The sequence below is a fragment of the Pseudomonas sp. IT-P258 genome (genome assembly GCF_949767825.1).
In the GTDB taxonomy this organism is placed as follows: Bacteria; Pseudomonadota; Gammaproteobacteria; order Pseudomonadales; family Pseudomonadaceae; genus Aquipseudomonas; species Aquipseudomonas monachiensis.
Genome location: NZ_CATKPU010000076.1, coordinates 239,719 through 259,948 on the forward strand (window position 1 = coordinate 239,719; position 20,230 = coordinate 259,948).

At 59.6% G+C, this 20,230-nt stretch carries 16 protein-coding genes and 1 tRNA gene; 9 read left to right on the forward strand and 8 right to left on the reverse strand.

The genetic code is table 11. The features are described from left to right. Positions 1 to 116 precede the first annotated feature (116 nt). Entirely contained in the window at positions 117 to 911 is a 795-nt protein-coding gene (locus ACM6G4_RS23655) for an exodeoxyribonuclease III (RefSeq protein ID WP_056722114.1), read from the forward strand. Positions 912 to 1,025: 114 nt separating this feature from the next. After that, positions 1,026 to 1,856: an arylamine N-acetyltransferase family protein gene (locus tag ACM6G4_RS23660; RefSeq protein WP_414914733.1), complete on the forward strand. Its 831-nt coding sequence runs from the start codon at positions 1,026 to 1,028 to the stop codon at positions 1,854 to 1,856. A gap of 55 nt (positions 1,857 to 1,911) precedes the next feature. Here the strand turns inward: ACM6G4_RS23660 and ACM6G4_RS23665 are convergent, their stop codons facing one another. Next, on the reverse strand, positions 1,912 to 2,217 hold the full coding sequence (locus ACM6G4_RS23665; RefSeq protein WP_414914734.1) for a BrnA antitoxin family protein: 306 nt from the start codon (positions 2,215 to 2,217) through the stop codon (positions 1,912 to 1,914). Between the two features lie 3 nt (positions 2,218 to 2,220). Further along, positions 2,221 to 2,502: a BrnT family toxin gene (locus ACM6G4_RS23670; protein ID WP_056722121.1), complete on the reverse strand. Its 282-nt coding sequence runs from the start codon at positions 2,500 to 2,502 to the stop codon at positions 2,221 to 2,223. A 255-nt stretch (positions 2,503 to 2,757) separates the two neighbouring features. Here ACM6G4_RS23670 and ACM6G4_RS23675 point away from each other — a divergent pair, with 255 nt between their 5' ends. Together ACM6G4_RS23675 and ACM6G4_RS23680 are read left to right on the forward strand one after the other, a co-directional pair. After that, the gene (locus ACM6G4_RS23675) at positions 2,758 to 4,275 is read left to right on the forward strand and encodes a nucleobase:cation symporter-2 family protein (RefSeq protein ID WP_414914735.1); all 1,518 of its coding nucleotides are present in this window, start codon (positions 2,758 to 2,760) and stop codon (positions 4,273 to 4,275) included. 125 nt (positions 4,276 to 4,400) lie between these two features. Further along, positions 4,401 to 5,027, forward strand: a complete 627-nt coding sequence (locus ACM6G4_RS23680; RefSeq protein ID WP_056722125.1) for a TetR/AcrR family transcriptional regulator — start codon at positions 4,401 to 4,403, stop codon at positions 5,025 to 5,027. Positions 5,028 to 5,175: 148 nt separating this feature from the next. On the opposite strand, the gene ACM6G4_RS23685 is transcribed toward ACM6G4_RS23680, so the two are convergent. Continuing rightward, on the reverse strand, positions 5,176 to 6,636 hold the full coding sequence (locus tag ACM6G4_RS23685) for an efflux transporter outer membrane subunit (protein ID WP_056722128.1): 1,461 nt from the start codon (positions 6,634 to 6,636) through the stop codon (positions 5,176 to 5,178). A gap of 216 nt (positions 6,637 to 6,852) precedes the next feature. Here ACM6G4_RS23685 and ACM6G4_RS23690 point away from each other — a divergent pair, with 216 nt between their 5' ends. Together ACM6G4_RS23690 and ACM6G4_RS23695 are read left to right on the forward strand one after the other, a co-directional pair. Further along, positions 6,853 to 7,962, forward strand: coding sequence for an efflux RND transporter periplasmic adaptor subunit (locus tag ACM6G4_RS23690; protein ID WP_414914736.1), 1,110 nt, complete (start codon positions 6,853 to 6,855; stop codon positions 7,960 to 7,962). Then, on the forward strand, positions 7,959 to 11,114 hold the full coding sequence (locus tag ACM6G4_RS23695) for an efflux RND transporter permease subunit (RefSeq protein WP_414914737.1): 3,156 nt from the start codon (positions 7,959 to 7,961) through the stop codon (positions 11,112 to 11,114). Before ACM6G4_RS23690 ends, ACM6G4_RS23695 begins: the two co-directional genes overlap by 4 nt. Positions 11,115 to 11,227: 113 nt before the next feature. Here ACM6G4_RS23695 and ACM6G4_RS23700 read toward each other — a convergent pair. Next, a tRNA-Asn gene (locus tag ACM6G4_RS23700) sits at positions 11,228 to 11,303 on the reverse strand. Between the two features lie 227 nt (positions 11,304 to 11,530). Here ACM6G4_RS23700 and ACM6G4_RS23705 point away from each other — a divergent pair. Then, positions 11,531 to 11,761, forward strand: coding sequence for a hypothetical protein (locus ACM6G4_RS23705; RefSeq protein WP_414914738.1), 231 nt, complete (start codon positions 11,531 to 11,533; stop codon positions 11,759 to 11,761). Here ACM6G4_RS23705 and ACM6G4_RS23710 read toward each other — a convergent pair. Both ACM6G4_RS23710 and ACM6G4_RS23715 read right to left on the reverse strand, forming a co-directional pair. Then, the gene (locus tag ACM6G4_RS23710; protein WP_414914739.1) at positions 11,758 to 11,967 is read right to left on the reverse strand and encodes a hypothetical protein; all 210 of its coding nucleotides are present in this window, start codon (positions 11,965 to 11,967) and stop codon (positions 11,758 to 11,760) included. The two genes, ACM6G4_RS23705 and ACM6G4_RS23710, sit on opposite strands and share 4 nt — an antisense overlap. Before the next feature lie 233 nt (positions 11,968 to 12,200). Beyond that, a complete protein-coding gene (locus ACM6G4_RS23715; RefSeq protein WP_008050829.1) occupies positions 12,201 to 13,397 on the reverse strand; it encodes an amino acid aminotransferase in 1,197 nt (398 codons plus the stop codon). Between the two features lie 331 nt (positions 13,398 to 13,728). Here ACM6G4_RS23715 and uvrB point away from each other — a divergent pair, with 331 nt between their 5' ends. Beyond that, positions 13,729 to 15,744, forward strand: a complete 2,016-nt coding sequence (uvrB, locus tag ACM6G4_RS23720) for an excinuclease ABC subunit UvrB (protein ID WP_056722145.1) — start codon at positions 13,729 to 13,731, stop codon at positions 15,742 to 15,744. 108 nt (positions 15,745 to 15,852) lie between these two features. Here the strand turns inward: uvrB and ACM6G4_RS23725 are convergent, their stop codons facing one another. Together ACM6G4_RS23725 and ACM6G4_RS23730 are read right to left on the reverse strand one after the other, a co-directional pair. Beyond that, complete coding sequence (locus ACM6G4_RS23725) at positions 15,853 to 17,343, reverse strand: MDR family MFS transporter (protein ID WP_409079157.1); 1,491 nt, start codon at positions 17,341 to 17,343, stop codon at positions 15,853 to 15,855. Between the two features lie 49 nt (positions 17,344 to 17,392). After that, the gene (locus ACM6G4_RS23730) at positions 17,393 to 18,481 is read right to left on the reverse strand and encodes an HlyD family secretion protein (RefSeq protein WP_056722149.1); all 1,089 of its coding nucleotides are present in this window, start codon (positions 18,479 to 18,481) and stop codon (positions 17,393 to 17,395) included. Positions 18,482 to 18,711: 230 nt separating this feature from the next. Between ACM6G4_RS23730 and gltX the strand changes: the two genes are divergently transcribed. Next, positions 18,712 to 20,193 carry a glutamate--tRNA ligase gene (gene gltX, locus ACM6G4_RS23735; RefSeq protein WP_056722150.1) on the forward strand — a complete coding sequence of 494 codons (1,482 nt, stop codon included), beginning with the start codon at positions 18,712 to 18,714 and terminating at the stop codon, positions 20,191 to 20,193. The last annotated feature ends 37 nt before the right edge of the window (positions 20,194 to 20,230 follow it).

Sequence of the window (20,230 nt, forward strand, 5' to 3'; positions counted from 1 at the left end):
CCGGCCATCATCTTCCAGCTTACGCTCAAGGGTCTACGCCCCCGAGATTGGTGACGCAACCTCCGAAACGTGCTGCTGTCACACGTCAGGCATCTCGCCCTCAGGAGTGTCCATTCATGAAGAAACTGCGGATTGCCACGTTCAACGTCAATGGCCTGCGCGCACGGCTGCCGAATCTGCTGGCCTGGCTTGAGCGGGAAAAACCGGACATCGCCTGCCTGCAGGAGTTGAAGGCGGTGGACAGCGCATTCCCGGCGGCTGAACTTGAGGCGGCCGGCTACGGCGCCATCTGGCAGGGGCAGGCGTCCTGGAACGGCGTGGCGATCCTGGCGCGGGATGCGCAGCCGCTGGAAAGCCGACGCGGATTGCCCGGCGATGACAGCGACAACCACAGTCGTTATCTGGAAGCCGCTGTCCACGGGGTTCTGGTGGGTTGTCTGTATCTGCCCAACGGCAACCCGCAACCGGGGCCGAAATTCGAGTACAAGCTGGCGTGGTTCGAACGGCTTATCCGTCATGCGCAGACACTTCAAGGCAGCGAACATCCGGTGGTGCTGGCGGGCGACTACAACGTGGTGCCCACCGACCTGGACATCTACAACCCGCGCTCCTGGCTCAAGGACGCCTTGCTGCAACCGGAAAGTCGCGAGTGCTACCAGCGGTTGCTGGACCAGGGCTGGACCGATTCGTTGCGGCACTTGCATCCGCAGGACCGGCTCTACACGTTCTGGGATTATTTTCGCCAGCATTGGCAGAAAAACTCGGGGCTGCGCATTGATCATCTGCTGCTCAACCCGGCCCTGAGTCCGTATCTGCAAGACGCCGGGGTGGATGCGTGGGTGCGCAACGAGCCCCATGCCAGCGACCACGCGCCGACCTGGATTCAATTGGGCTCGCACAAGCGGCGTTGAGTTTTTTCATGCCGGGTGATTGGCTAAATCAATTGTCGGCGACAGTGCTTGATCCCGTATACATAGCGGCCACTGGCGGAACAATCCGCCGCTTGCGTGCAAAAGGATTGAACGATGAGCGAGCCACGCCTGACCGACCTTGTCTTGTATCTGCGACGCCTGGGCTTCGATGCACCTCCGGCACCGACCCTGGAAACCTTGCGCCAGCTGCAATTGCGCCATACCGGCGTTTTCCCGTTTGAAAACCTCACCACGTTATCCGGCGAACCGGTGCTGATCGACTTGCCGTCCATCGAGCAGAAGGTCTTGCACGATGGTCGTGGCGGGTACTGCTACGAACTCAACAACCTGTTCCTGGCCTTGCTTCAGGATTTGGGTTTTGACGCCCGTGCCATCAGCGGCCGGGTGGTGATGGGCCAGCCGGAGGGTGCCTGGACGGCCCGGACCCATCGCCTGAGCCTGGTCATCATCAATGACGTGCGCTACATCACCGACGTCGGCTTCGGCGGCATGGTGCCGACCGCGCCCCTGCTGCTTGATACTCGCGCCGAACAACCCACCCCGCACGAGTCGTATCGCATCGACCTGCACGTCGATGGTTTTACCCTGCGCGCCAACGTCGCGGGCGAATGGCGAGCGATGTACATCTTCGACCTGCAACGCCAGGAAGACATCGATTTCGCTGTGGGCAACTGGTACGTCTCGACCCACCCCGAGTCGACTTTCGTCAAGCAGTTGATGGTGGCGCGCACCGGGGAGGGATGGCGGCGCACGCTCAACAACGGCAGCTTCGCGATTCACCGGATTGACCATGACAGCGAGCGGCGGGAGGTGACGGATGTTCAGGAACTGATTGGCCTGCTGGGCAGCGAGTTCGGCATTCGCGTATCGGAACAGGCGCAATTGGCGCGGACGCTGGAACGATTGATCACTGCACCCCGGTAGCTGGCTGATCCTGGATATCACCAAGGGCTGATCCGATTGATCGGCCCTTGGTGTTTCAGGGCCGGAGTCCCGGCTCCATCACCCGCTGGATTTCGCGCAAGGCCTCTGCCAGTTTCTGCTCCAGGCCCTTGAGTTCGGCAGGGGTCAGGGGTTGCTTCAGGTGCGCGCGCTTGCCTTCGTTGAGCAAGGCTCGGCGCAAGGTATTGTTGATCGCCGTCTGGTAGCCGTACCCCTCGTTTTCCGCCAGAGCCCGGGCGGCTTCGATGACAGCGTCATCGAGCATGATGGTTATGCGGGTCTTGCCTTTGGCGGGCACCACGGCCCCGCGCCTGGCGTTGCTGAAATCGTATTCGTCTTTCATCGGTCATGCCTCCAGGTACTGGCGGCGCTCGCTTTTGGTGGCGACGCGCGCGGAAATAATTCGAACGAAATCCGGATCGCGGTGGGTATACACGACAACCAGCAAACGGCCTTTGGCATCCAGCCCCAGGGTGATCCAGCGTTGTTCATCATGGTGGTTGTCCTCGATGGTCAGCGCTCGTTCGTCATGGAATACCGGTTCAGTCTCTGCGAGGCTGATGCCTTGGTGCTTGAGTTTGTTGGCTGCGTTCTTTGCCTTGTGGAACTGAATTTCGAATGGCTTCATTATGCATACTTTATATGTATATAGAAGGGGCAGACCTTACCGATGGTCGCCAGGAATTCAAAAGACTAGTCAGCACCCGGTGGTGGGCGGCGAGGGATGTATTTCGAGGTTTTTGGCGGGGCCGGGAAGGTGGGGATCGGGCGGAAATGGACAAGTATCCATTTTGTGACCGACAAGTTGTATACAACTCTATAGACATTTGTCCTATGTCTTGCATACAGTGTGCGCATAACAAAAACCAGGGAACCCCCTACCATGAAAACGCCCCATGTTTCACACCAACGGCCCGAGGACGAAAACCTAGGGATCGGCGCGAATATGGCTTATGGCCTGCAACATGTTCTGACCATGTATGGCGGTATCGTCGCTGTGCCATTGATCATCGGCCAGGCGGCCGGGCTCTCGCCAGCGGACATCGGTTTGTTGATTGCTGCTTCATTGTTTGCGGGGGGGCTGGCAACGCTGCTGCAAACCCTGGGTCTACCGTTTTTTGGTTGTCAATTGCCGCTGGTGCAGGGCGTATCTTTCTCTGGCGTCGCGACCATGGTGGCGATTGTCAGCAGTGGCGGGGAGGGCGGGTTTCAATCGGTGCTGGGGGCGGTGATAGCGGCGTCCCTGATCGGGTTACTGATAACCCCGGTGTTCTCGCGTATCACCAAGTTCTTCCCGCCGCTGGTGACCGGCATCGTGATTACCACCATCGGCCTGACGCTGATGCCGGTAGCCGCGCGCTGGGCAATGGGCGGCAACAGCCATGCGCCGGACTTCGGCAGCATGGCGAACATCGGTCTGGCGGCGGTAACGCTGGTGCTGGTGCTGTTGCTGAGCAAAATCGGCAGCGCGACCATCTCCCGCCTGTCGATTCTGCTGGCCATGGTCGTCGGTACGGTGATCGCGGTGTTCCTCGGTATGGCGGATTTCTCCTCCGTGACCCAGGGCCCGATGTTCGGCTTCCCGACGCCGTTCCACTTCGGCATGCCGACCTTCCACTTCGCTGCGATCCTGTCGATGTGCATCGTGGTGATGGTGACGCTGGTGGAGACCTCGGCGGACATTCTTGCCGTCGGCGAAATCATCGGCACCAAGGTTGACTCCAAGCGCCTGGGCAACGGCCTGCGCGCCGACATGCTGTCGAGCATGTTCGCGCCGATCTTCGGTTCCTTCACCCAGAGCGCCTTCGCCCAGAACGTCGGCCTGGTGGCGGTCACCGGCATCAAGAGCCGCTACGTGGTGGCCACTGGCGGTCTGTTCCTGGTGCTCCTCGGCCTGCTGCCGTTCATGGGCCGGGTCATCGCCGCCGTACCGACCTCCGTACTGGGTGGCGCCGGCATCGTGCTGTTCGGCACCGTCGCGGCCAGCGGCATTCGGACCTTGTCCAAGGTCGACTACCGCAACAACGTCAACCTGATCATCGTTGCCACCTCGATCGGCTTCGGCATGATCCCGATCGCGGCACCGAGCTTCTACGATCAATTCCCGAGCTGGTTCGCAACCATTTTCCATTCGGGCATCAGTTCGTCGGCGATCATGGCCATCGTGCTGAACCTGACCTTCAACCACCTCACCGCCGGTAACTCCGACCAGCAATCGGTGTTTGCGGCCGGTACCGAGCGAGTGCTGCGTTATCAGGATCTGGCGGCGTTGCGTGAAGGGGACTACTTCAGCGACGGTAAACTGCACGATTGCGACGGCAAGGAGATTCCGGTGGTTGAGGTGGGCCACGAGCATGGCGAGCCACGGGCGGCGCACGTGAAAAGCAGTGAGCATGTCTGACGCTCACGGCGACTGAAAGGGCCGATCTGTTGAATAGACAGATCGGCTTTTTGCTGTCGGTTTGTGACTATAAAACTAATCGGTCACAAGTTGTCAGTCTTTGATAGGGTGAGTAAGCTGTACTCATGAATCAGCCATCAAAATCTTCCTCTTCGCCTAGCCTCCGTGGCCCGGCCGATCACGACATTCGAGACCAGATTGTCGCAGCGGCCAATGAACATTTCAGTCAGTACGGCTACGGCAAAACCACGGTTTCCGACCTGGCTAAGGCCATCGGGTTTTCAAAGGCCTACATCTACAAATTTTTTGATTCCAAGCAGGCGATCGGTGAAGCCATCTGCGCAAATTGTCTGGCAGAAATCGTCGCGGCTGTGGAGCAGGCAATCAATGTAGAAGACCTGTCGCCGACGGAGCGCTTTCGACGCTTGGTCAAGACGGTGATCGCCACAGGTGTGAATCTGTTCTTCAACGACCGAAAACTGTATGACATTGCAGCGTTCGCGGCGTCGGAAAGCTGGCCCAGTACGCAGGCTTATGACGCGCAGATCAAACGCTTCGTGGCGCAAATCGTGCGAGAGGGGCGAGAGATTGGCGAATTTGAACGCAAGACTCCGCTGGATGAGACAGTAGAAGCGATACATCTCGCGCTGCGACCATTCGTCAACCCTTTACTGCTGCAGTACAACCTCGATTTCGTCGAGGAGGCGCCCACGCTCACCTCCAATCTCATCTTGCGTAGCCTCATGCCTTGACCTTCGGCTAAAGGTTTACGACATACCCGGGTAAGCACCAGATCATCAAAACGGCTTTTAACTTTGCCCTTCTTCCCATCCATCGAAGGGCATTTTATTTATCTGTTTTGTGATTATTTATTGAGTTGGTCACTTCGCTCCTATCAGGTCATCGTGTCGCAACAGGCTGGGCTTCAGGAGGTTGCCAGCCACCACCTAGCGACTTGAATGCCGCAACCGCCGCTCGTGCCGATTCCGTTCGTGCTTGAGCTCGGGCATCAGAAGCCTGCAGCAACGTCTCGTCAGCGTGCAGGACATCGATCAGGCTGGCCGTGCCTTTCTCATAGGCAATGAACGACGATTGGCGAGCCTGTGTCAGAGACGCCTCTCCAACAGTGAGGGTGGTTGCTTGAGCTTCCCGATTCACCAGTGAGGAGAGCGCGTTCTCGACATCCTCGGTGGCACGCAGTACGGACTGACGGTAAGCGGCCAGGGTTTCGGTCTCCTGTCCCTTGGCTTGGTCGATTTGGGCGTTTATGCGACCGAAGTCGAAGAGTCTCCAGCGCAGTCCCAATACGCCCGCCGACTGGCTGGCGCCGCCGGTAAAAAGGTTGCCTGCGGAGACAGCCGTGGCACTACCCAGCAATGCGCCAAGGGAGAATTTCGGGTAGTACTCAGCAATCGCCTCTCCGATGCGTGCGTTTGAGGCTGCAAGATGGCGCTCAGCCACAATGAGATCTGGCCTGCGGCGCAGCAAATCGGCCGGCGTTCCCATTGCCTTTATCTGCGGCGCTACCGGAATGCTCCCCGCACTTGCCAATTGCGTGCGGTGAGTGCCTGGCGGCGTGCCGAGCATGACATCCAGCGCATTCATCGCAGCATCCAGTCCGGTCTGCAGGGCCGGCACTGTTGCTTGGACCTGCGATAGCGCCCCCTCGGTCTGGCGAACCTGATAGTTGGCGGCGAGCCCCTTGCTGTAGAGCAATTGGACTTTCTCTAACAAATCCTGCTGCGTTTTGACTTGCCTATTCGCAATGTCCAGCCGGGTCTGCAGTCCGCGGATAGTGATGTAGATATCAGCGGTCTGCGCGGCGATGGCCAATCTTGTGGCAGCGACGCCCGCCTGGGAAGCCTGGTACTCGGCAAGAGCAGCCTCGTGTCCGCGGCGCAATCCGCCAAAGACATCTGCTTCCCAGCTGGCATCGAGGTTGGCCTCGTAGGAACTTGCGTACCGATCATTGCCAGGTGTTGAGTTCAACACCTGGCCGAGCGGCGTCTCGATTGACTGGTAGGAGCGCGCGGCCTGTGCGCTGATGTTCCCTGAGGGGAGTAAAGCGGCATTTGCAGCACCTAGTCCGGCCCGCGCCTGTGTGACTCGCGCCGATGCCTGCGCCAGGTCCAGATTCTGCTCAAGCGCCTTGGAGATGAAGTCGGTGAGCACTGGATCACCAAAGCCTTCCCACCAGGCTACAAGGCTGGCCGGCGTCGCTCCACGCCGCTGCTCGACAGAAGACTGACCCAAGTAACGATCCGAAAGCGGAGCGTCTGGACGATGGTAGTCCGGACCGACCGCGCAACCTGCCAATAAGCCGGCGCTGACCAAAAGAGCGATGGGGCGGAGGGGAGGCATTGAGATTCCTTCAATAGAGGATATTTGTGACCATATTACGCAATAGTCACAACCTGTCAATTGAGGTGATTTGAGCGAATTTTGGGTTTTCTCGTTGGTGGCTCCGTTTATGTGTTGAGCTTGAGACGCTGAATGTTTCATGGTTTGTGACCATTGACACTTATGGTCACTAGACTGAGAATGGGGCACTCGTCCTATTTTCAAGTAAGGGAACCTATGCGCCGGCTTCGACCTTTCCCCATTGCCGCTTGCTTGTTACCTCTCGTCCTGACGGCATGCGGCGACTCATCCACCGTTGAAGATCCACGCACGCATGCTCCTCTGGTCAGGTCCGCAGCGGTTCAGGGTTCCTCCGACGCCTCACGTTCTTTCACGGGGGTCGTGGCTGCCCGCGTCCAGGGCGATCTGGGTTTTCGGGTATCAGGCAAGGTGCTTGAGCGTCTGGTTGACACCGGTCAGACCGTTAAACGTGGTCAGCCACTCATGCGCCTTGACCCAATCGACCTGGGGTTGCAGGCGCGAGCACAGCAAGAGTCAGTCATGGCCGCTCGGGCCCGAGCCAAACAGACAGCAGATGACGAGGCGCGATACCGCAGTCTGGTTGCCGCAGGCGCTATTTCTGCATCGGCCTACGACCAGATCAAAGCCGCGGCGGATACCGCAAAGGCGCAGCTTAGCGCCGCCCAAGCGCAGGCTGATGTAGCCCGTAATGCTTCTGGTTATGCGGTGCTGTTTGCGGATTCCGACGGCGTTGTGGTGGAGACGCTCGCCGAGCCCGGACAAGTTGTCGGCCCGGGGCAGCCCGTGGTTCGATTGGCGCGGGCAGGGCAGCGCGAAGCGATCGTGCACCTGCCCGAGACGTTGCGCCCCGCAGCAGGATCCACCGCGCAGGCGACGCTTTATGGCAATGCCACGGATGCTGTTACAGCGAAGCTGAGATTGCTTTCTGACTCGGCCGACCGAATGACACGTACCTTCGAGGCGCGGTATGTGCTTGAGGGCGCGCTGGCCAATGCACCGATAGGTTCGACCGTCACGCTTCGGATCGCTGAAGGCGCCACGCAAGGGCAGGGGCTGCAAGTACCGATCGCTGCTGTCTATGACCCAGGCCAAGGCACTGGCGTGTGGGTCATCGCCGGTACACCGGCGAAGGTGGCCTGGCGACCTGTACAAATCCTGGGTTTGAGCGACGATACCGTGCGAGTCGCGGGCGACCTTAAAGTCGGCGAGCAGATCGTAGCGTTAGGTGCACATCTGTTGCGCGAAGGTGAAGAGGTGAGATTGCCTCAACAGTACGACGAAAAAGTTGCCGGGGGTCGTCCATGAGCGAGGGGCGCTTCAATCTTTCCGCGATCGCCGTTCGTGAGCGTTCCATCACGGTATTTCTGATCTTCCTGATTGCCGTTGCGGGCACCCTGGCGTTCTTCCAGCTGGGGCGTGCGGAAGATCCTCCGTTTACGGTCAAGCAGTTGACGGTCATTACCGCATGGCCGGGCGCCACGGCGCAGGAGATGCAGGATCAGGTAGCAGAGCCACTTGAAAAACGCCTGCAAGAACTGAAATGGTACGACCGCACGGAAACCTACACCCGTCCTGGCCTGGCCTTCACGATGGTGTCACTGCTCGATAGTACGCCGCCCTCGCAAGTGCAGGAGGAGTTCTATCAGGCGCGTAAAAAACTCGACGACGAGGCCAGGAAGCTGCCGGCGGGTGTCATTGGGCCAATGGTCAACGACGAGTTTTCGGACGTGACATTTGCGCTTTTCGCCCTGAAAGCCAAAGGCGAGCCGCAGCGACTGTTGGTGCGAGATGCAGAGTCATTGCGCCAACAACTGTTGCATGTGCCCGGCGTGAAGAAGGTCAACATTATTGGGGAGCAGCCCGAGCGTATCTTTGTTTCCTTTTCCCATGATCGGTTGGCCACCTTGGGTGTCTCTCCTCAGGACATCTTTGCCGCGCTGAATAATCAAAACGTGCTCACGCCCGCCGGTTCGATCGAAACCAATGGGCCGCAGGTCTTCCTCCGGCTGGATGGCGCCTTCGATAAGGTGCAAAAGATTCGTGACACGCCCATTGCGGTTCAGGGGCGCACGCTCAAGCTCGCCGACGTGGCGACGATCGAGCGTGGGTATGAAGATCCGGCAACCTTTCTCGTACGCAATAATGGTGAAGAAGCCTTGTTGCTGGGGATCGTGATGCGTGAGGGCTGGAACGGCCTTGACCTCGGCAGGGCGTTGGACGCGGAGACAGTCAAGATAAATGAAGGCATGCCGCTGGGCATGACGCTCTCCAAGGTCACCGATCAATCTGTAAATATCGATTCGGCCGTCGGCGAGTTCATGGTCAAGTTTTTCGTCGCGCTGCTTGTGGTGATGCTTGTCTGCTTTCTCAGTATGGGCTGGCGTGTAGGCGTTGTGGTCGCCGCGGCTGTGCCGTTGACGTTGGCCGTGGTGTTTGTGGTGATGGCGGCCACGGGAAAGAACTTTGATCGAATTACCCTCGGTTCGTTGATTCTGGCGCTCGGACTGCTGGTGGACGACGCCATTATCGCTATCGAAATGATGGTGGTGAAAATGGAAGAGGGCTACGACCGCATCAAAGCCTCCGCGTACGCCTGGAGTCATACGGCCGCGCCGATGCTTTCCGGCACGCTAGTGACGGCAATCGGCTTTATGCCAAACGGTTTCGCGCAGTCGACAGCCGGCGAGTACACCAGCAACATGTTCTGGATCGTGGGCATTGCCCTGATTGCCTCCTGGGTGGTTGCGGTCGCTTTTACCCCTTACCTGGGGGTGAAGCTGTTGCCGAACATCAAGAAGGTCGAGGGTGGTCATGCGGCCATCTACAACACCCCTGGCTACAACCGCTTCCGCCAGGTTCTGACGCGAGTCATCGCTCGCAAATGGCTGGTGGCCGGCACTGTCATCGCTGCGTTTGTCGTGGCGATCCTCGGCATGAGCCTGGTCAAGAAGCAGTTCTTCCCGACCTCGGACCGTCCCGAGGTATTGATTGAAGTGCAAATGCCTTATGGAGCCTCCATTGAGCAGACCAGCGCGACCACCGCCAGGATAGAGGCCTGGCTGCAAAAGCAGGATGAGGTAAAGATCGTCACGGCCTATATCGGGCAAGGCGCGCCGCGCTTCTATCTGGCGATGGCGCCGGAACTCCCTGATCCGTCGTTCGCGAAGATTGTGGTGCTGACGGACAGCCAGGAAGCGCGCGAGACCCTCAAGTTCCGTATCCGCGAAGCGACGGCTGAGGGACTTGCCCCGGAAGCGCGTGTCCGGGTGACTCAGCTTGTGTTTGGTCCGTACTCGCCATTCCCTGTTGCCTACCGGGTGATGGGGCCTGATCCGTCAAAGTTGCGCGAGATTGCGAGCCAGGTACAGGGCGTGTTGCAGTCGAGCCCGATGATGAGAACCGTCAACACCGATTGGGGACCGCTGGCGCCGACGCTGCATTTTACCCTGGATCAGGATCGCCTGGAGGCGGTGGGGTTGACGTCAAATTCAGTCGCGCAGCAATTGCAGTTCCTGCTGGCCGGAGTACCGATCACCGCGGTTCGTGAGGACATTCGTTCGGTGCAGGTGGTGGGTCGCGCAGCGGGTGATATCCGGCTCGATCCCGCCAGGATAGAAGGCTTTACGCTGGTGGGTGCGGCGGGGCAGCGGATTCCGTTGTCTCAGGTCGGAGCGGTCGATGTGCGTATGGAAGATCCGATCCTGCGGCGTCGTGACCGCACGCCGACCATCACCGTGCGTGGCGACATTGCCGAAGGCTTGCAGCCGCCAGACGTCTCGGGCGTGATCATGAAGGAGCTACAGCCGGTCATCGACAAGCTGCCTGGCGGATATCGGATTGAACAGGCGGGTGCAATCGAGGAGTCGGGCAAGGCCGGTAAAGCGATGTTGCCGTTATTCCCGATCATGATTGCCATGACGCTGCTGATCATCATTGTCCAGGTGCGTTCGATCTCGGCGATGATCATGGTGTTCCTCACCTCGCCACTGGGGTTGATTGGCGTGGTGCCGACACTGCTGATCTTCCAGCAGCCGTTTGGTATCAACGCTCTGGTCGGCCTGATCGCCCTTTCGGGCATTTTGATGCGCAATACGCTGATTCTGATTGGGCAAATCCATCACAACGCGCAAGAAGGGCTGGACCCGTTTCACGCAGTGGTCGAAGCCACGGTACAGCGTGCCCGCCCGGTACTGCTGACAGCGCTGGCGGCCATCCTGGCATTCATTCCGCTGACACACTCCGTCTTCTGGGGGACGCTGGCCTACACGCTGATCGGAGGTACGTTCGTCGGAACCATCATGACACTGGTGTTCCTGCCAGCGATGTACGCCATCTGGTTCAAGATCCGTCCAGACAATACGGGTCAAACGGAGGCAGCGAATAAGCAGGCAAGCCTGGTGGACAGGACGTCACCCCGTCCTCTCGCCACTCACCTGAGCACCAAGCTCTACCCTTAAAACGGGTGGTACCCACCGGGATCCCACAGAACGCCAAAACGAAAAAACCCGCCTGAGAAGGCGGGTTTTTCGGTGGTTTCAGAGATTTTGGAAGCTTTCTCTGGAACCTTGTCTGGCTCCACGACCTGGACTCGAACCAGGGACCCAGTGATTAACAGTCACTTGCTCTACCAACTGAGCTATCGCGGAATGGCGCGTATCTTACTGATTCAAAAAGAGAAGTCAAGCATCGAATAACAATTGGCGCGAATCAGCGGGATGGGCGGTGGTTTGGTGGCGATTGACGGTTACCAGGATGGCCCCAGAGGTCTACCATGGCCACCCGGAAGTGGTGACACGCGCTGCCGGCCATTCGCCGAAAAGGTACGCGCCATGAATCATTTGACCCTCACACCTCGATACCACGGGGTGCGCCGATGAGCATCTCTCAGATCGGCCTGCCCAAAGGTGTCGGCCCCCACGCCGAAAAGTTGTTCGACGCCATCATCCAGGCCGGCACCGCTGAAGCATTGAACCGCGCTGGCGGCAAGGCCGAAGGCTTTGTCCTGGGCCTGGAAAGCACCAAGGCGATCAAGAGCCAGGTTGCGGAATCGCTGTATGTCGCCTACGACGACGCTGCCACACAGCGTGCGACCGAGCTGGCTTAACCGCCGAAAGTAATCGTGGCAAGCATCAGCTTGGCGTAGAGCGCCGTGGCCCCCAATTGCACCAGCCACAGGGCCAGGCCGCCAAGAAACACACCGGTGGCCACTTGCATCACCAGGTTGTTGCCGCGTTTGGTCGGGACGCGGGGGGTGAAGTGATCCAGGTCATCCAGGTCATCGCGGTCGGCGCGCAGGTCATCGTTTTTCATTTGAGTTCTCGGGAATGCTTCGTACACAAATCCTGTGGGAGCGGGCTTGCTCGCGAAAGCGGTGGGGCAGGTTGTACAAGTATTGAATGTACTGCCGTCTTCGCGAGCAAGCCCGCTCCCACATTTTGACTTGTGTGGAGTTTAGAGGGCTGCGTCGTTGCGTTGAGAATTATCTGAAGCAAATAAAAAAACGGGAAGCCACATGGCTTCCCGTTTTTCATTTCAAGGCGTAATCAGATGACCTGGACGATAGCGTCCGTCACAACCTTGATGTTGCTCTGGTTCAGCGCGGCCACGCAAATGCGGCCGGTGTCCAGGGCGTAGATGCCGAACTCGTTGCGCAGGCGGTGAACTTGCTCAACCGTCAGGCCGGAGTAGGAGAACATGCCGCACTGGCGACCGACGAAGCTGAAATCACGCTGAGGCGCTTTTTGTGCCAGCAGGTCGACCATCTGGGTGCGCATGCCACGAATGCGCAGGCGCATCTCGGCCAGCTCGGCTTCCCACTGGGCGCGCAGTTCCGGGCTGTTCAGTACTGCAGCGACAACGCTGGCACCGTGGGTCGGCGGGTTGGAGTAGTTGGTGCGGATCACGCGTTTGACTTGCGACAACACGCGCGCGCTTTCTTCTTTCGATTCGCTGACGATCGACAGGGCCCCAACGCGCTCGCCGTACAGCGAGAACGACTTGGAGAACGAGCTGGAAGCGAAGAAAGTCAGGCCCGATTCAGCAAACAGGCGCACGGCGGCGGCGTCTTCGTCGATGCCATCGCCAAAGCCCTGGTAGGCCATGTCGAGGAACGGCACGTGGCCTTTGGCTTTAACGACTTCCAGGACGTTCTTCCAGTCCGCCGGGCTCAGGTCCACGCCGGTCGGGTTGTGGCAGCAGGCGTGCAGCACAATGATCGAGCCGTTTGGCAGCGCGTTCAGGTCTTCCAGCATGCCGGTACGGTTCACGTCGTGGGTCGCGGCGTCGTAGTAACGGTAGTTCTGCACCGGGAAACCGGCGGTTTCGAACAGGGCGCGGTGGTTTTCCCAGCTCGGGTCGCTGATCGCCACGACGGCGTTCGGCAACAGTTGCTTGAGGAAGTCGGCACCGATTTTCAGTGCGCCGGTACCACCAACGGCCTGGGTGGTGATGACGCGGCCAGCGGCGATCAGCGGCGAGTCATTGCCGAACAGCAATTTCTGCACAGCCTGGTCGTAGGCGGCGATGCCGTCGATTGGCAGGTAGCCACGGGAAACGTGTTGAGCGGCGCGAATGGTTTCGGCTTCGACAACGGCGCGCAGGAGTGGAATTCGCCCCTCCTCGTTGCAGTAAACACCGACTCCCAGGTTGACTTTGTTGGTCCGGGTATCGGCGTTGAATGCTTCGTTGAGGCCCAGGATTGGATCGCGTGGTGCCATTTCGACAGCGGAGAACAGGCTCATTATTGCGGCGGCTCTGAATGGAGTGTGGAGGGACGTGTCGCGCTCCAGCCGAATGCACTAGAGCGGTGCACAAACGGGGAGCTAGTATAGAGGCCATCGGCGATGGCTGGCGACAGGCGAATCAGCATTTCGGGTAAGTTTTTCCTATTATTTCTCGACCGGTAGTCGAATGGCGTCGGCAAAGGTTTTGCGCGATGTAGGACGTTTGCCTTGAAAGCGCTGGCAATCGGCTCCACATTGAGCACAATCCAGTTTTTTCGGGCGACATCGGTCGTTTGCGGTCTTTCTCGTTCGTGCCGGTTTACCGGCAAGAGTGATCCAGAGGTATTTCATGTCTGAATTCCAGCTAGTCACCCGTTTCGAGCCCGCCGGCGATCAGCCGGAAGCCATCCGACTGATGGTCGAGGGCATCGAGGCCGGGTTGGCGCACCAGACGCTGCTCGGTGTGACCGGCTCGGGCAAGACCTTCAGCATCGCCAACGTGATCGCCCAGGTGCAGCGTCCGACCCTGGTGCTGGCGCCGAACAAGACCCTGGCGGCGCAGTTATACGGGGAGTTCAAGGCGTTCTTCCCGAACAACGCGGTGGAATATTTCGTTTCCTACTACGACTACTACCAGCCGGAAGCCTACGTGCCGTCCTCGGACACCTTCATCGAGAAGGATGCGTCGATCAACGACCACATCGAGCAGATGCGTCTGTCGGCGACCAAGGCGTTGCTTGAGCGCAAGGACGCGATCATCGTCACCACGGTGTCCTGCATCTACGGTCTGGGCAGTCCGGAAACCTATTTGAAGATGGTGTTGCACGTGGATCGCGGTGACCGGCTCGATCAGCGCGAACTGCTGCGACGCCTGGCCGACCTGCAGTACACCCGCAATGACATGGACTTTGCCCGTGCGACCTTCCGTGTGCGCGGCGATGTGATCGATATCCACCCGGCGGAATCCGATTTCGAGGCGATCCGCATCGAATTGTTTGACGATGAAGTGGAAAGCCTGTCGGCGTTCGACCCGCTGACCGGCGAAGTGATTCGCAAACTGCCGCGCTTCACCTTCTACCCGAAGAGCCACTACGTAACGCCCCGGGAAACCCTGATGGGCGCGGTCGAAGGCATCAAGGTCGAGTTGCAGGAGCGCCTGGAATACCTGCGCTCCAACAACAAACTGGTGGAAGCCCAGCGTCTGGAGCAGCGCACCCGTTTCGACCTGGAGATGATCCTCGAACTGGGTTACTGCAACGGCATCGAAAACTACTCGCGCTATCTGTCCGGCCGCGAAGCCGGCGCGGCGCCACCGACGCTTTACGATTACCTGCCGGCCGATGCCTTGCTGGTGATCGACGAGTCCCACGTCAGCGTGCCGCAGGTCGGTGCGATGTACAAAGGCGACCGTTCGCGTAAAGAGACCCTGGTGGAATACGGTTTCCGCCTGCCGTCGGCGCTGGACAACCGGCCGATGCGTTTCGATGAGTGGGAACGCATCAGCCCACAGACGATTTTCGTCTCGGCGACCCCGGGCAACTACGAAGCCGAACACGCTGGCCGCGTCATTGACATGGTGGTGCGCCCGACCGGGCTGGTGGACCCACAAATCGAGATTCGCCCGGCACTGACCCAGGTCGACGACTTGCTGTCGGAAATCAGCAAGCGCGTCGCTCTGGAAGAGCGGGTGCTCGTCACCACGCTGACCAAGCGCATGGCCGAGGATTTGACCGATTACCTGGCCGACCACGGCGTGCGCGTGCGTTACCTGCACTCGGACATCGACACCGTGGAACGGGTCGAGATCATCCGCGATTTGCGCCTTGGCACCTTCGATGTGCTGGTGGGCATCAACCTGCTGCGCGAAGGCCTGGACATGCCGGAAGTCTCGCTGGTGGCGATCCTCGATGCCGACAAGGAAGGCTTCCTGCGTTCCGAGCGCTCGCTGATCCAGACCATCGGCCGGGCGGCGCGTAACCTCAATGGCCGGGCGATTCTGTATGCCGACCGGATCACCGGCTCCATGGAGCGCGCGATCGGCGAAACCGAGCGCCGTCGCGACAAGCAGATCGCCTTCAACCTGGCCAATGGCATCACCCCCAAAGGCGTGTTCAAGGACGTCGCCGACATCATGGAAGGCGCCACCGTACCCGGTTCACGTAGCAAGAAGCGCAAGGGCATGGCCAAGGCTGCCGAGGAAAACGCCCGGTACGAGGCCGAATTGCGCTCGCCGGGCGAGATCGCCAAGCGTATCAAGGCCCTGGAAGAGAAGATGTACCAACTCGCCCGCGACCTGGAATTCGAAGCGGCGGCGCAGATGCGCGACGAGATTGCCAAGTTGCGCGAAAGACTTCTGACGGTCTGACACAAATTCTGTAGGAGCTGCCGAAGGCTGCGATCTTTTGATCTTGTTTTGAAAGGAACAATCTAAAGATCGCAGCCTTCGGCAGCTCCTACGGTAATTTGCGGTGAGTCAATGAGCCTCACCCGCCTTCAACCCTTCCGGCAATTTCCTGGTCAGCAACACCGCCACCATGCTGATCCCCAGCGCAATCCCGACAAAGTGAAACGCATCGTTATAGGCCATGATCGACGCCTGTTGGTGGGCGATCTCGCTGAGTTTGCCCAGGGCTGCCGTTTCGTTGCCCAGCCGGTCAGCCAGCGAGGCAATCCGTTCAGCCACCTGCGGATTACCCGGCACGATGGATTCACGCAGGTAGTCAAAGTAAACCTTGGTCCGCGCATCCAGCAGGGTGGCGAGCAGGGCGATGCCGATGGCGCCGCCGAGGTTGCGCAGGATGTTGAACAGGCTCGAGGCCGACCCCGCGTCTTGCGGAAGAATGTACGCCGTGGCGATCAACGAAATAGTGACCATGATCAGCGGCTGCCCCAGGGCACGGATGATCTGGATCTGATTGAACTGCGGCCCGGCAAAGTCCGGGTTCAGCACGCCCGAGGAGAAGCTCGCCAGACCGAATAGCCCGAAGCCCAGGGTGCACAGCCATTTCGGCGAGACGTATTTCATCAACTTGGGCACCAGCGGGATCAGGAACAGCTGCGGCACGCCCATCCACATGATCACTTCACCGATCTGCAGGGCGTTGTAGTTCTGGATCTGCGCCAGGTATAGCGGCAACAGGTAGATCGAGCCGTACAGCCCGACCCCCATCCCGAGACTGGAAATGCTCGATAGGCCAAAGTTGCGATTGCGCAGGATGCCGAGGTTGATCAGCGGATTGGGTTTGGAGGTCTGCACTATCACAAAGCTGATCAGGCTGACCAGTGCGATGCTGCCCAGGGTTACGATCAGGCTCGATTCCAGCCAGTCCTTGCGATGGCCTTCTTCCAGGAACACCTGCAAGCAACCGAGCCCGACGCCGAGGGTGAGAATGCCGGCGTAGTCGGTGCTTTTGAGCAATTCCCAGTGGGCTTCTTTCTTCTCCAGGCCGTACATCAGGCCGGCGATCATGATCAGGCCGGGCGGGATGTTGATGTAGAAGATGTATTCCCAGCCCCAGTTTTCCGTCAGCCAGCCGCCGAGGGTCGGGCCGATGGAGGGCGCGAATGTGGCGGTCATGGCGAACATGGCCATGCCTTTGGCGCGGTGGTGTTCCGGGAGCTTGATCAGGGTCAGGGTGAACGCCAGCGGAATCAGCGCGCCACCGGTAAAGCCTTGCAGGGCGCGGAACACGATCATGCTTTCCAGGCTCCACGCCATGGAGCAGAGCAGGGATGCGACCAGGAACCCGAGGGACACCCACACCGCCAGGCGTCGCGCCGACAGCAACTGCACGAGCCAGGCGGTGAGCGGGATCATGATGATTTCCGCCACCAGGTACGAGGTGGAAATCCACGAACCTTCTTCCAGGGTCGCCGACAGCGCACCCTGGATGTCCTTGAGCGAGGAATTGGTGATCTGGATGTCCAGCACCGCCATGAACGCACCGAGCATCACGCTCATCACTGCAATCCAGTCCCGCCGGGTCGGTTCGCCGACCGGGCGGATCAGTTGATCACCGGCCATCGTCAGGGGCGTCTTTGTGGCTCACTTTGGGGGTGACTTCTTCAGGGGTGTCCTTGATGTTCACCTTGGCGGTGACCGACATGCCTGGGCGGATCTTGCCGCGCAGCGGATTGTCCGCGGCGAAGGTCAGTTTTACCGGAATCCGTTGTACGACTTTGGTGAAGTTGCCCGTGGCATTGTCCGGTGGCAACAGGCTGAACTGCGCACCCGAGGCGGCGAACAGGCTGTCGACCCGGGCTTTGATCGGGGTGTCGCTGTAGGCGTCGAAGGTCAGTTCGGCTTCCTGGCCGGGTTGCATGTGGCCAATCTGGGTTTCCTTGAAATTGGCCTGAATCCAGATGTCTTCGTCCGGCACGATCGACAACAGGTAAGCGCCGGCCTGCACGTATTGGCCTTCGCGGGCTGCACGCTGACCGATCAGGCCGCTGATGGGCGCGTGGATTTCGCTGCGGGTCAGGTTCAGTTCGGCCTGGGCCAGGTCGGTTCTGGCGTTGGCGATCTGCGCGTCGAGGCGTTTGATTTCCGCATTCAGTGCATTGACCTGCTGGCGCTGGCCTTGCGCGTCGGCCTGGGCCTTGGCCACTTGCGAGCGGGCGATGTGGTTGTCGGCGGAGAGGGTGGTCACCCGTTCTTCCGAAATAAAGCCTGGTTTGCGCAAGGTCTCGGCGCGGGTCAGGTCGATTTGCGAGCGACCCAGGCTGGCCTGGCTGGACGCGACTTGCGCTTCGCTGGCGGCAATCAGGCTGGCCTGCTGGGTCAGTTTGCTCTGGGCTTGCAGGCGCTCGGCCTCGCGGGTGGCCAGGGCGGCATTGGCGCGGTCGACCGCGAGGCGGAAGTCGTCGCCTTCGAGTTTGACCAGCAACTGGCCTTTCTCGACATGCTGGTTGTCCTGCACCAGCACCTTATCGATACGCGCGCCCAATTGGCTCGACACGCGGGTGATCTCGCCCTGGACATAAGCGTTGTCGGTGCTTTCATAAAAGCGCCCCTTGAACAGCCAATGGGCAAACAGGCCCCCGGCAATCAACAGGACAATCAGCAGGAACGAGAAGAGGCGACGCTTGAGTTGGGCAGGCATGGGGCAAACTGTAGTCGAGAAATTGTAAGAGAAGTTATCAGCAGGCAAATCTGGCATACAGCCGATAAGCGGTAAATGCCATCGGCTGATATTCGGCCATTCACCTCCCTATACGGGCGTTACAGACGCAACCTTGGCTTAAATGCCCTGTTCACTGGAGCCGGGCGGGTGTCGCCTGTTACCATTCGCGCCTTGTTTGAACTTCGCTTTTATTCTTTTCGAGACATGCCATGACCACCGTCCGCACTCGCATCGCGCCATCGCCTACCGGGGATCCCCACGTAGGTACCGCCTACATCGCCTTGTTCAACTATTGCTTTGCCAAGCAACACGGCGGTGAGTTCATCCTGCGGATCGAAGACACTGACCAGTTGCGTTCGACCCGCGAGTCCGAACAGCAGATTTTCGACGCCTTGCGCTGGCTGGGCATCGACTGGAGCGAAGGCCCGGATGTCGGCGGCCCGCACGGTCCGTACCGTCAAAGCGAGCGCGGCGACATTTACCAGAAGTATTGCCAGCAGCTTGTAGAACTCGGTCATGCTTTCCCGTGCTTCTGCACCGCCGAAGAGCTGGACCAGATGCGCGCCGAGCAGATGGCTCGCGGTGAAACCCCGCGTTACGACGGCCGCGCGCTGCTGCTGTCCAAGGAAGAAGTCGACCGTCGCCTGGCCGCTGGCGAGCCCCACGTTATCCGCATGAAAGTACCGAGCGAAGGCGTCTGCGTGGTGCCGGACATGCTGCGTGGCGACGTTGAAATCCCGTGGGACCGCATGGACATGCAAGTTCTGATGAAGACCGACGGCCTGCCGACGTACTTCCTGGCCAACGTGGTCGACGACCACCTGATGGGCATCACCCACGTATTGCGTGGCGAAGAGTGGTTGCCATCGGCACCGAAGCTGATCCTGCTGTACGAGTACTTCGGCTGGGAACAACCGGAGCTGTGCTACATGCCGCTGCTGCGTAACCCGGACAAGAGCAAGCTGTCCAAGCGCAAGAACCCGACCTCGGTGACCTTCTACGAGCGCATGGGCTTCATGCCCGAAGCGATGCTCAACTACCTGGGCCGCATGGGCTGGTCGATGCCGGACGAACGCGAGAAGTTCTCGTTGCAGGAAATGGTCGACAACTTCGACCTCAAGCGTGTGTCCCTCGGCGGGCCGATCTTCGATATCGAGAAACTGTCGTGGCTCAACGGCCAGTGGCTGCGTGACCTGCCGGTGGAAGAGTTCGCCGCGCGCGTGCAGAAGTGGGCGTTCAACTCCGAATACATGATGAAGATCGCACCGCACGTGCAGGGCCGGGTCGAAACCTTCAGCCAGGTGGCACCGCTGGCCGGGTTCTTCTTTGCCGGTGGCGTGAACCCCGATGCCAAGCTGTTCGAATCCAAGAAACTGTCGGGCGATCAGGTTCGGCAGTTGATGCAGTTGATCCTGTGGAAGCTCGAAAGCCTGCGTCAGTGGGAGAAGGACAGCATCACCGCGACCATTCAGGCGGTGGTCGAATCCCTGGAGCTGAAGCTGCGTGACGCCATGCCGCTGATGTTCGCTGCGATCACCGGCCAGGCCAGCTCTGTGTCGGTGCTCGATGCGATGGAAATCCTCGGGCCGGACCTGACCCGTTTCCGTCTGCGCCAGGCCATTGACCTGCTGGGCGGCGTGTCGAAGAAAGAAAACAAGGAATGGGAAAAGCTGCTGGGCGCCATCGCCTAAGCGCATTTGACCTTGTGCAGGAGCTGCCGAAGGCTGC

Coding starts and splice junctions, on each gene's coding strand:
- ACM6G4_RS23655 (WP_056722114.1), top strand. CDS start 117: ATGAAGAAACTGCGGATTGCCACGTTCAACGTCAATGGCCTGCGCGCA.
- ACM6G4_RS23660 (WP_414914733.1), top strand. CDS start 1,026: ATGAGCGAGCCACGCCTGACCGACCTTGTCTTGTATCTGCGACGCCTG.
- ACM6G4_RS23665 (WP_414914734.1), bottom strand. CDS start 2,217: ATGAAAGACGAATACGATTTCAGCAACGCCAGGCGCGGGGCCGTGGTG.
- ACM6G4_RS23670 (WP_056722121.1), bottom strand. CDS start 2,502: ATGAAGCCATTCGAAATTCAGTTCCACAAGGCAAAGAACGCAGCCAAC.
- ACM6G4_RS23675 (WP_414914735.1), top strand. CDS start 2,758: ATGAAAACGCCCCATGTTTCACACCAACGGCCCGAGGACGAAAACCTA.
- ACM6G4_RS23680 (WP_056722125.1), top strand. CDS start 4,401: ATGAATCAGCCATCAAAATCTTCCTCTTCGCCTAGCCTCCGTGGCCCG.
- ACM6G4_RS23685 (WP_056722128.1), bottom strand. CDS start 6,636: ATGCCTCCCCTCCGCCCCATCGCTCTTTTGGTCAGCGCCGGCTTATTG.
- ACM6G4_RS23690 (WP_414914736.1), top strand. CDS start 6,853: ATGCGCCGGCTTCGACCTTTCCCCATTGCCGCTTGCTTGTTACCTCTC.
- ACM6G4_RS23695 (WP_414914737.1), top strand. CDS start 7,959: ATGAGCGAGGGGCGCTTCAATCTTTCCGCGATCGCCGTTCGTGAGCGT.
- ACM6G4_RS23705 (WP_414914738.1), top strand. CDS start 11,531: ATGAGCATCTCTCAGATCGGCCTGCCCAAAGGTGTCGGCCCCCACGCC.
- ACM6G4_RS23710 (WP_414914739.1), bottom strand. CDS start 11,967: ATGAAAAACGATGACCTGCGCGCCGACCGCGATGACCTGGATGACCTG.
- ACM6G4_RS23715 (WP_008050829.1), bottom strand. CDS start 13,397: ATGAGCCTGTTCTCCGCTGTCGAAATGGCACCACGCGATCCAATCCTG.
- uvrB (WP_056722145.1), top strand. CDS start 13,729: ATGTCTGAATTCCAGCTAGTCACCCGTTTCGAGCCCGCCGGCGATCAG.
- ACM6G4_RS23730 (WP_056722149.1), bottom strand. CDS start 18,481: ATGCCTGCCCAACTCAAGCGTCGCCTCTTCTCGTTCCTGCTGATTGTC.
- gltX (WP_056722150.1), top strand. CDS start 18,712: ATGACCACCGTCCGCACTCGCATCGCGCCATCGCCTACCGGGGATCCC.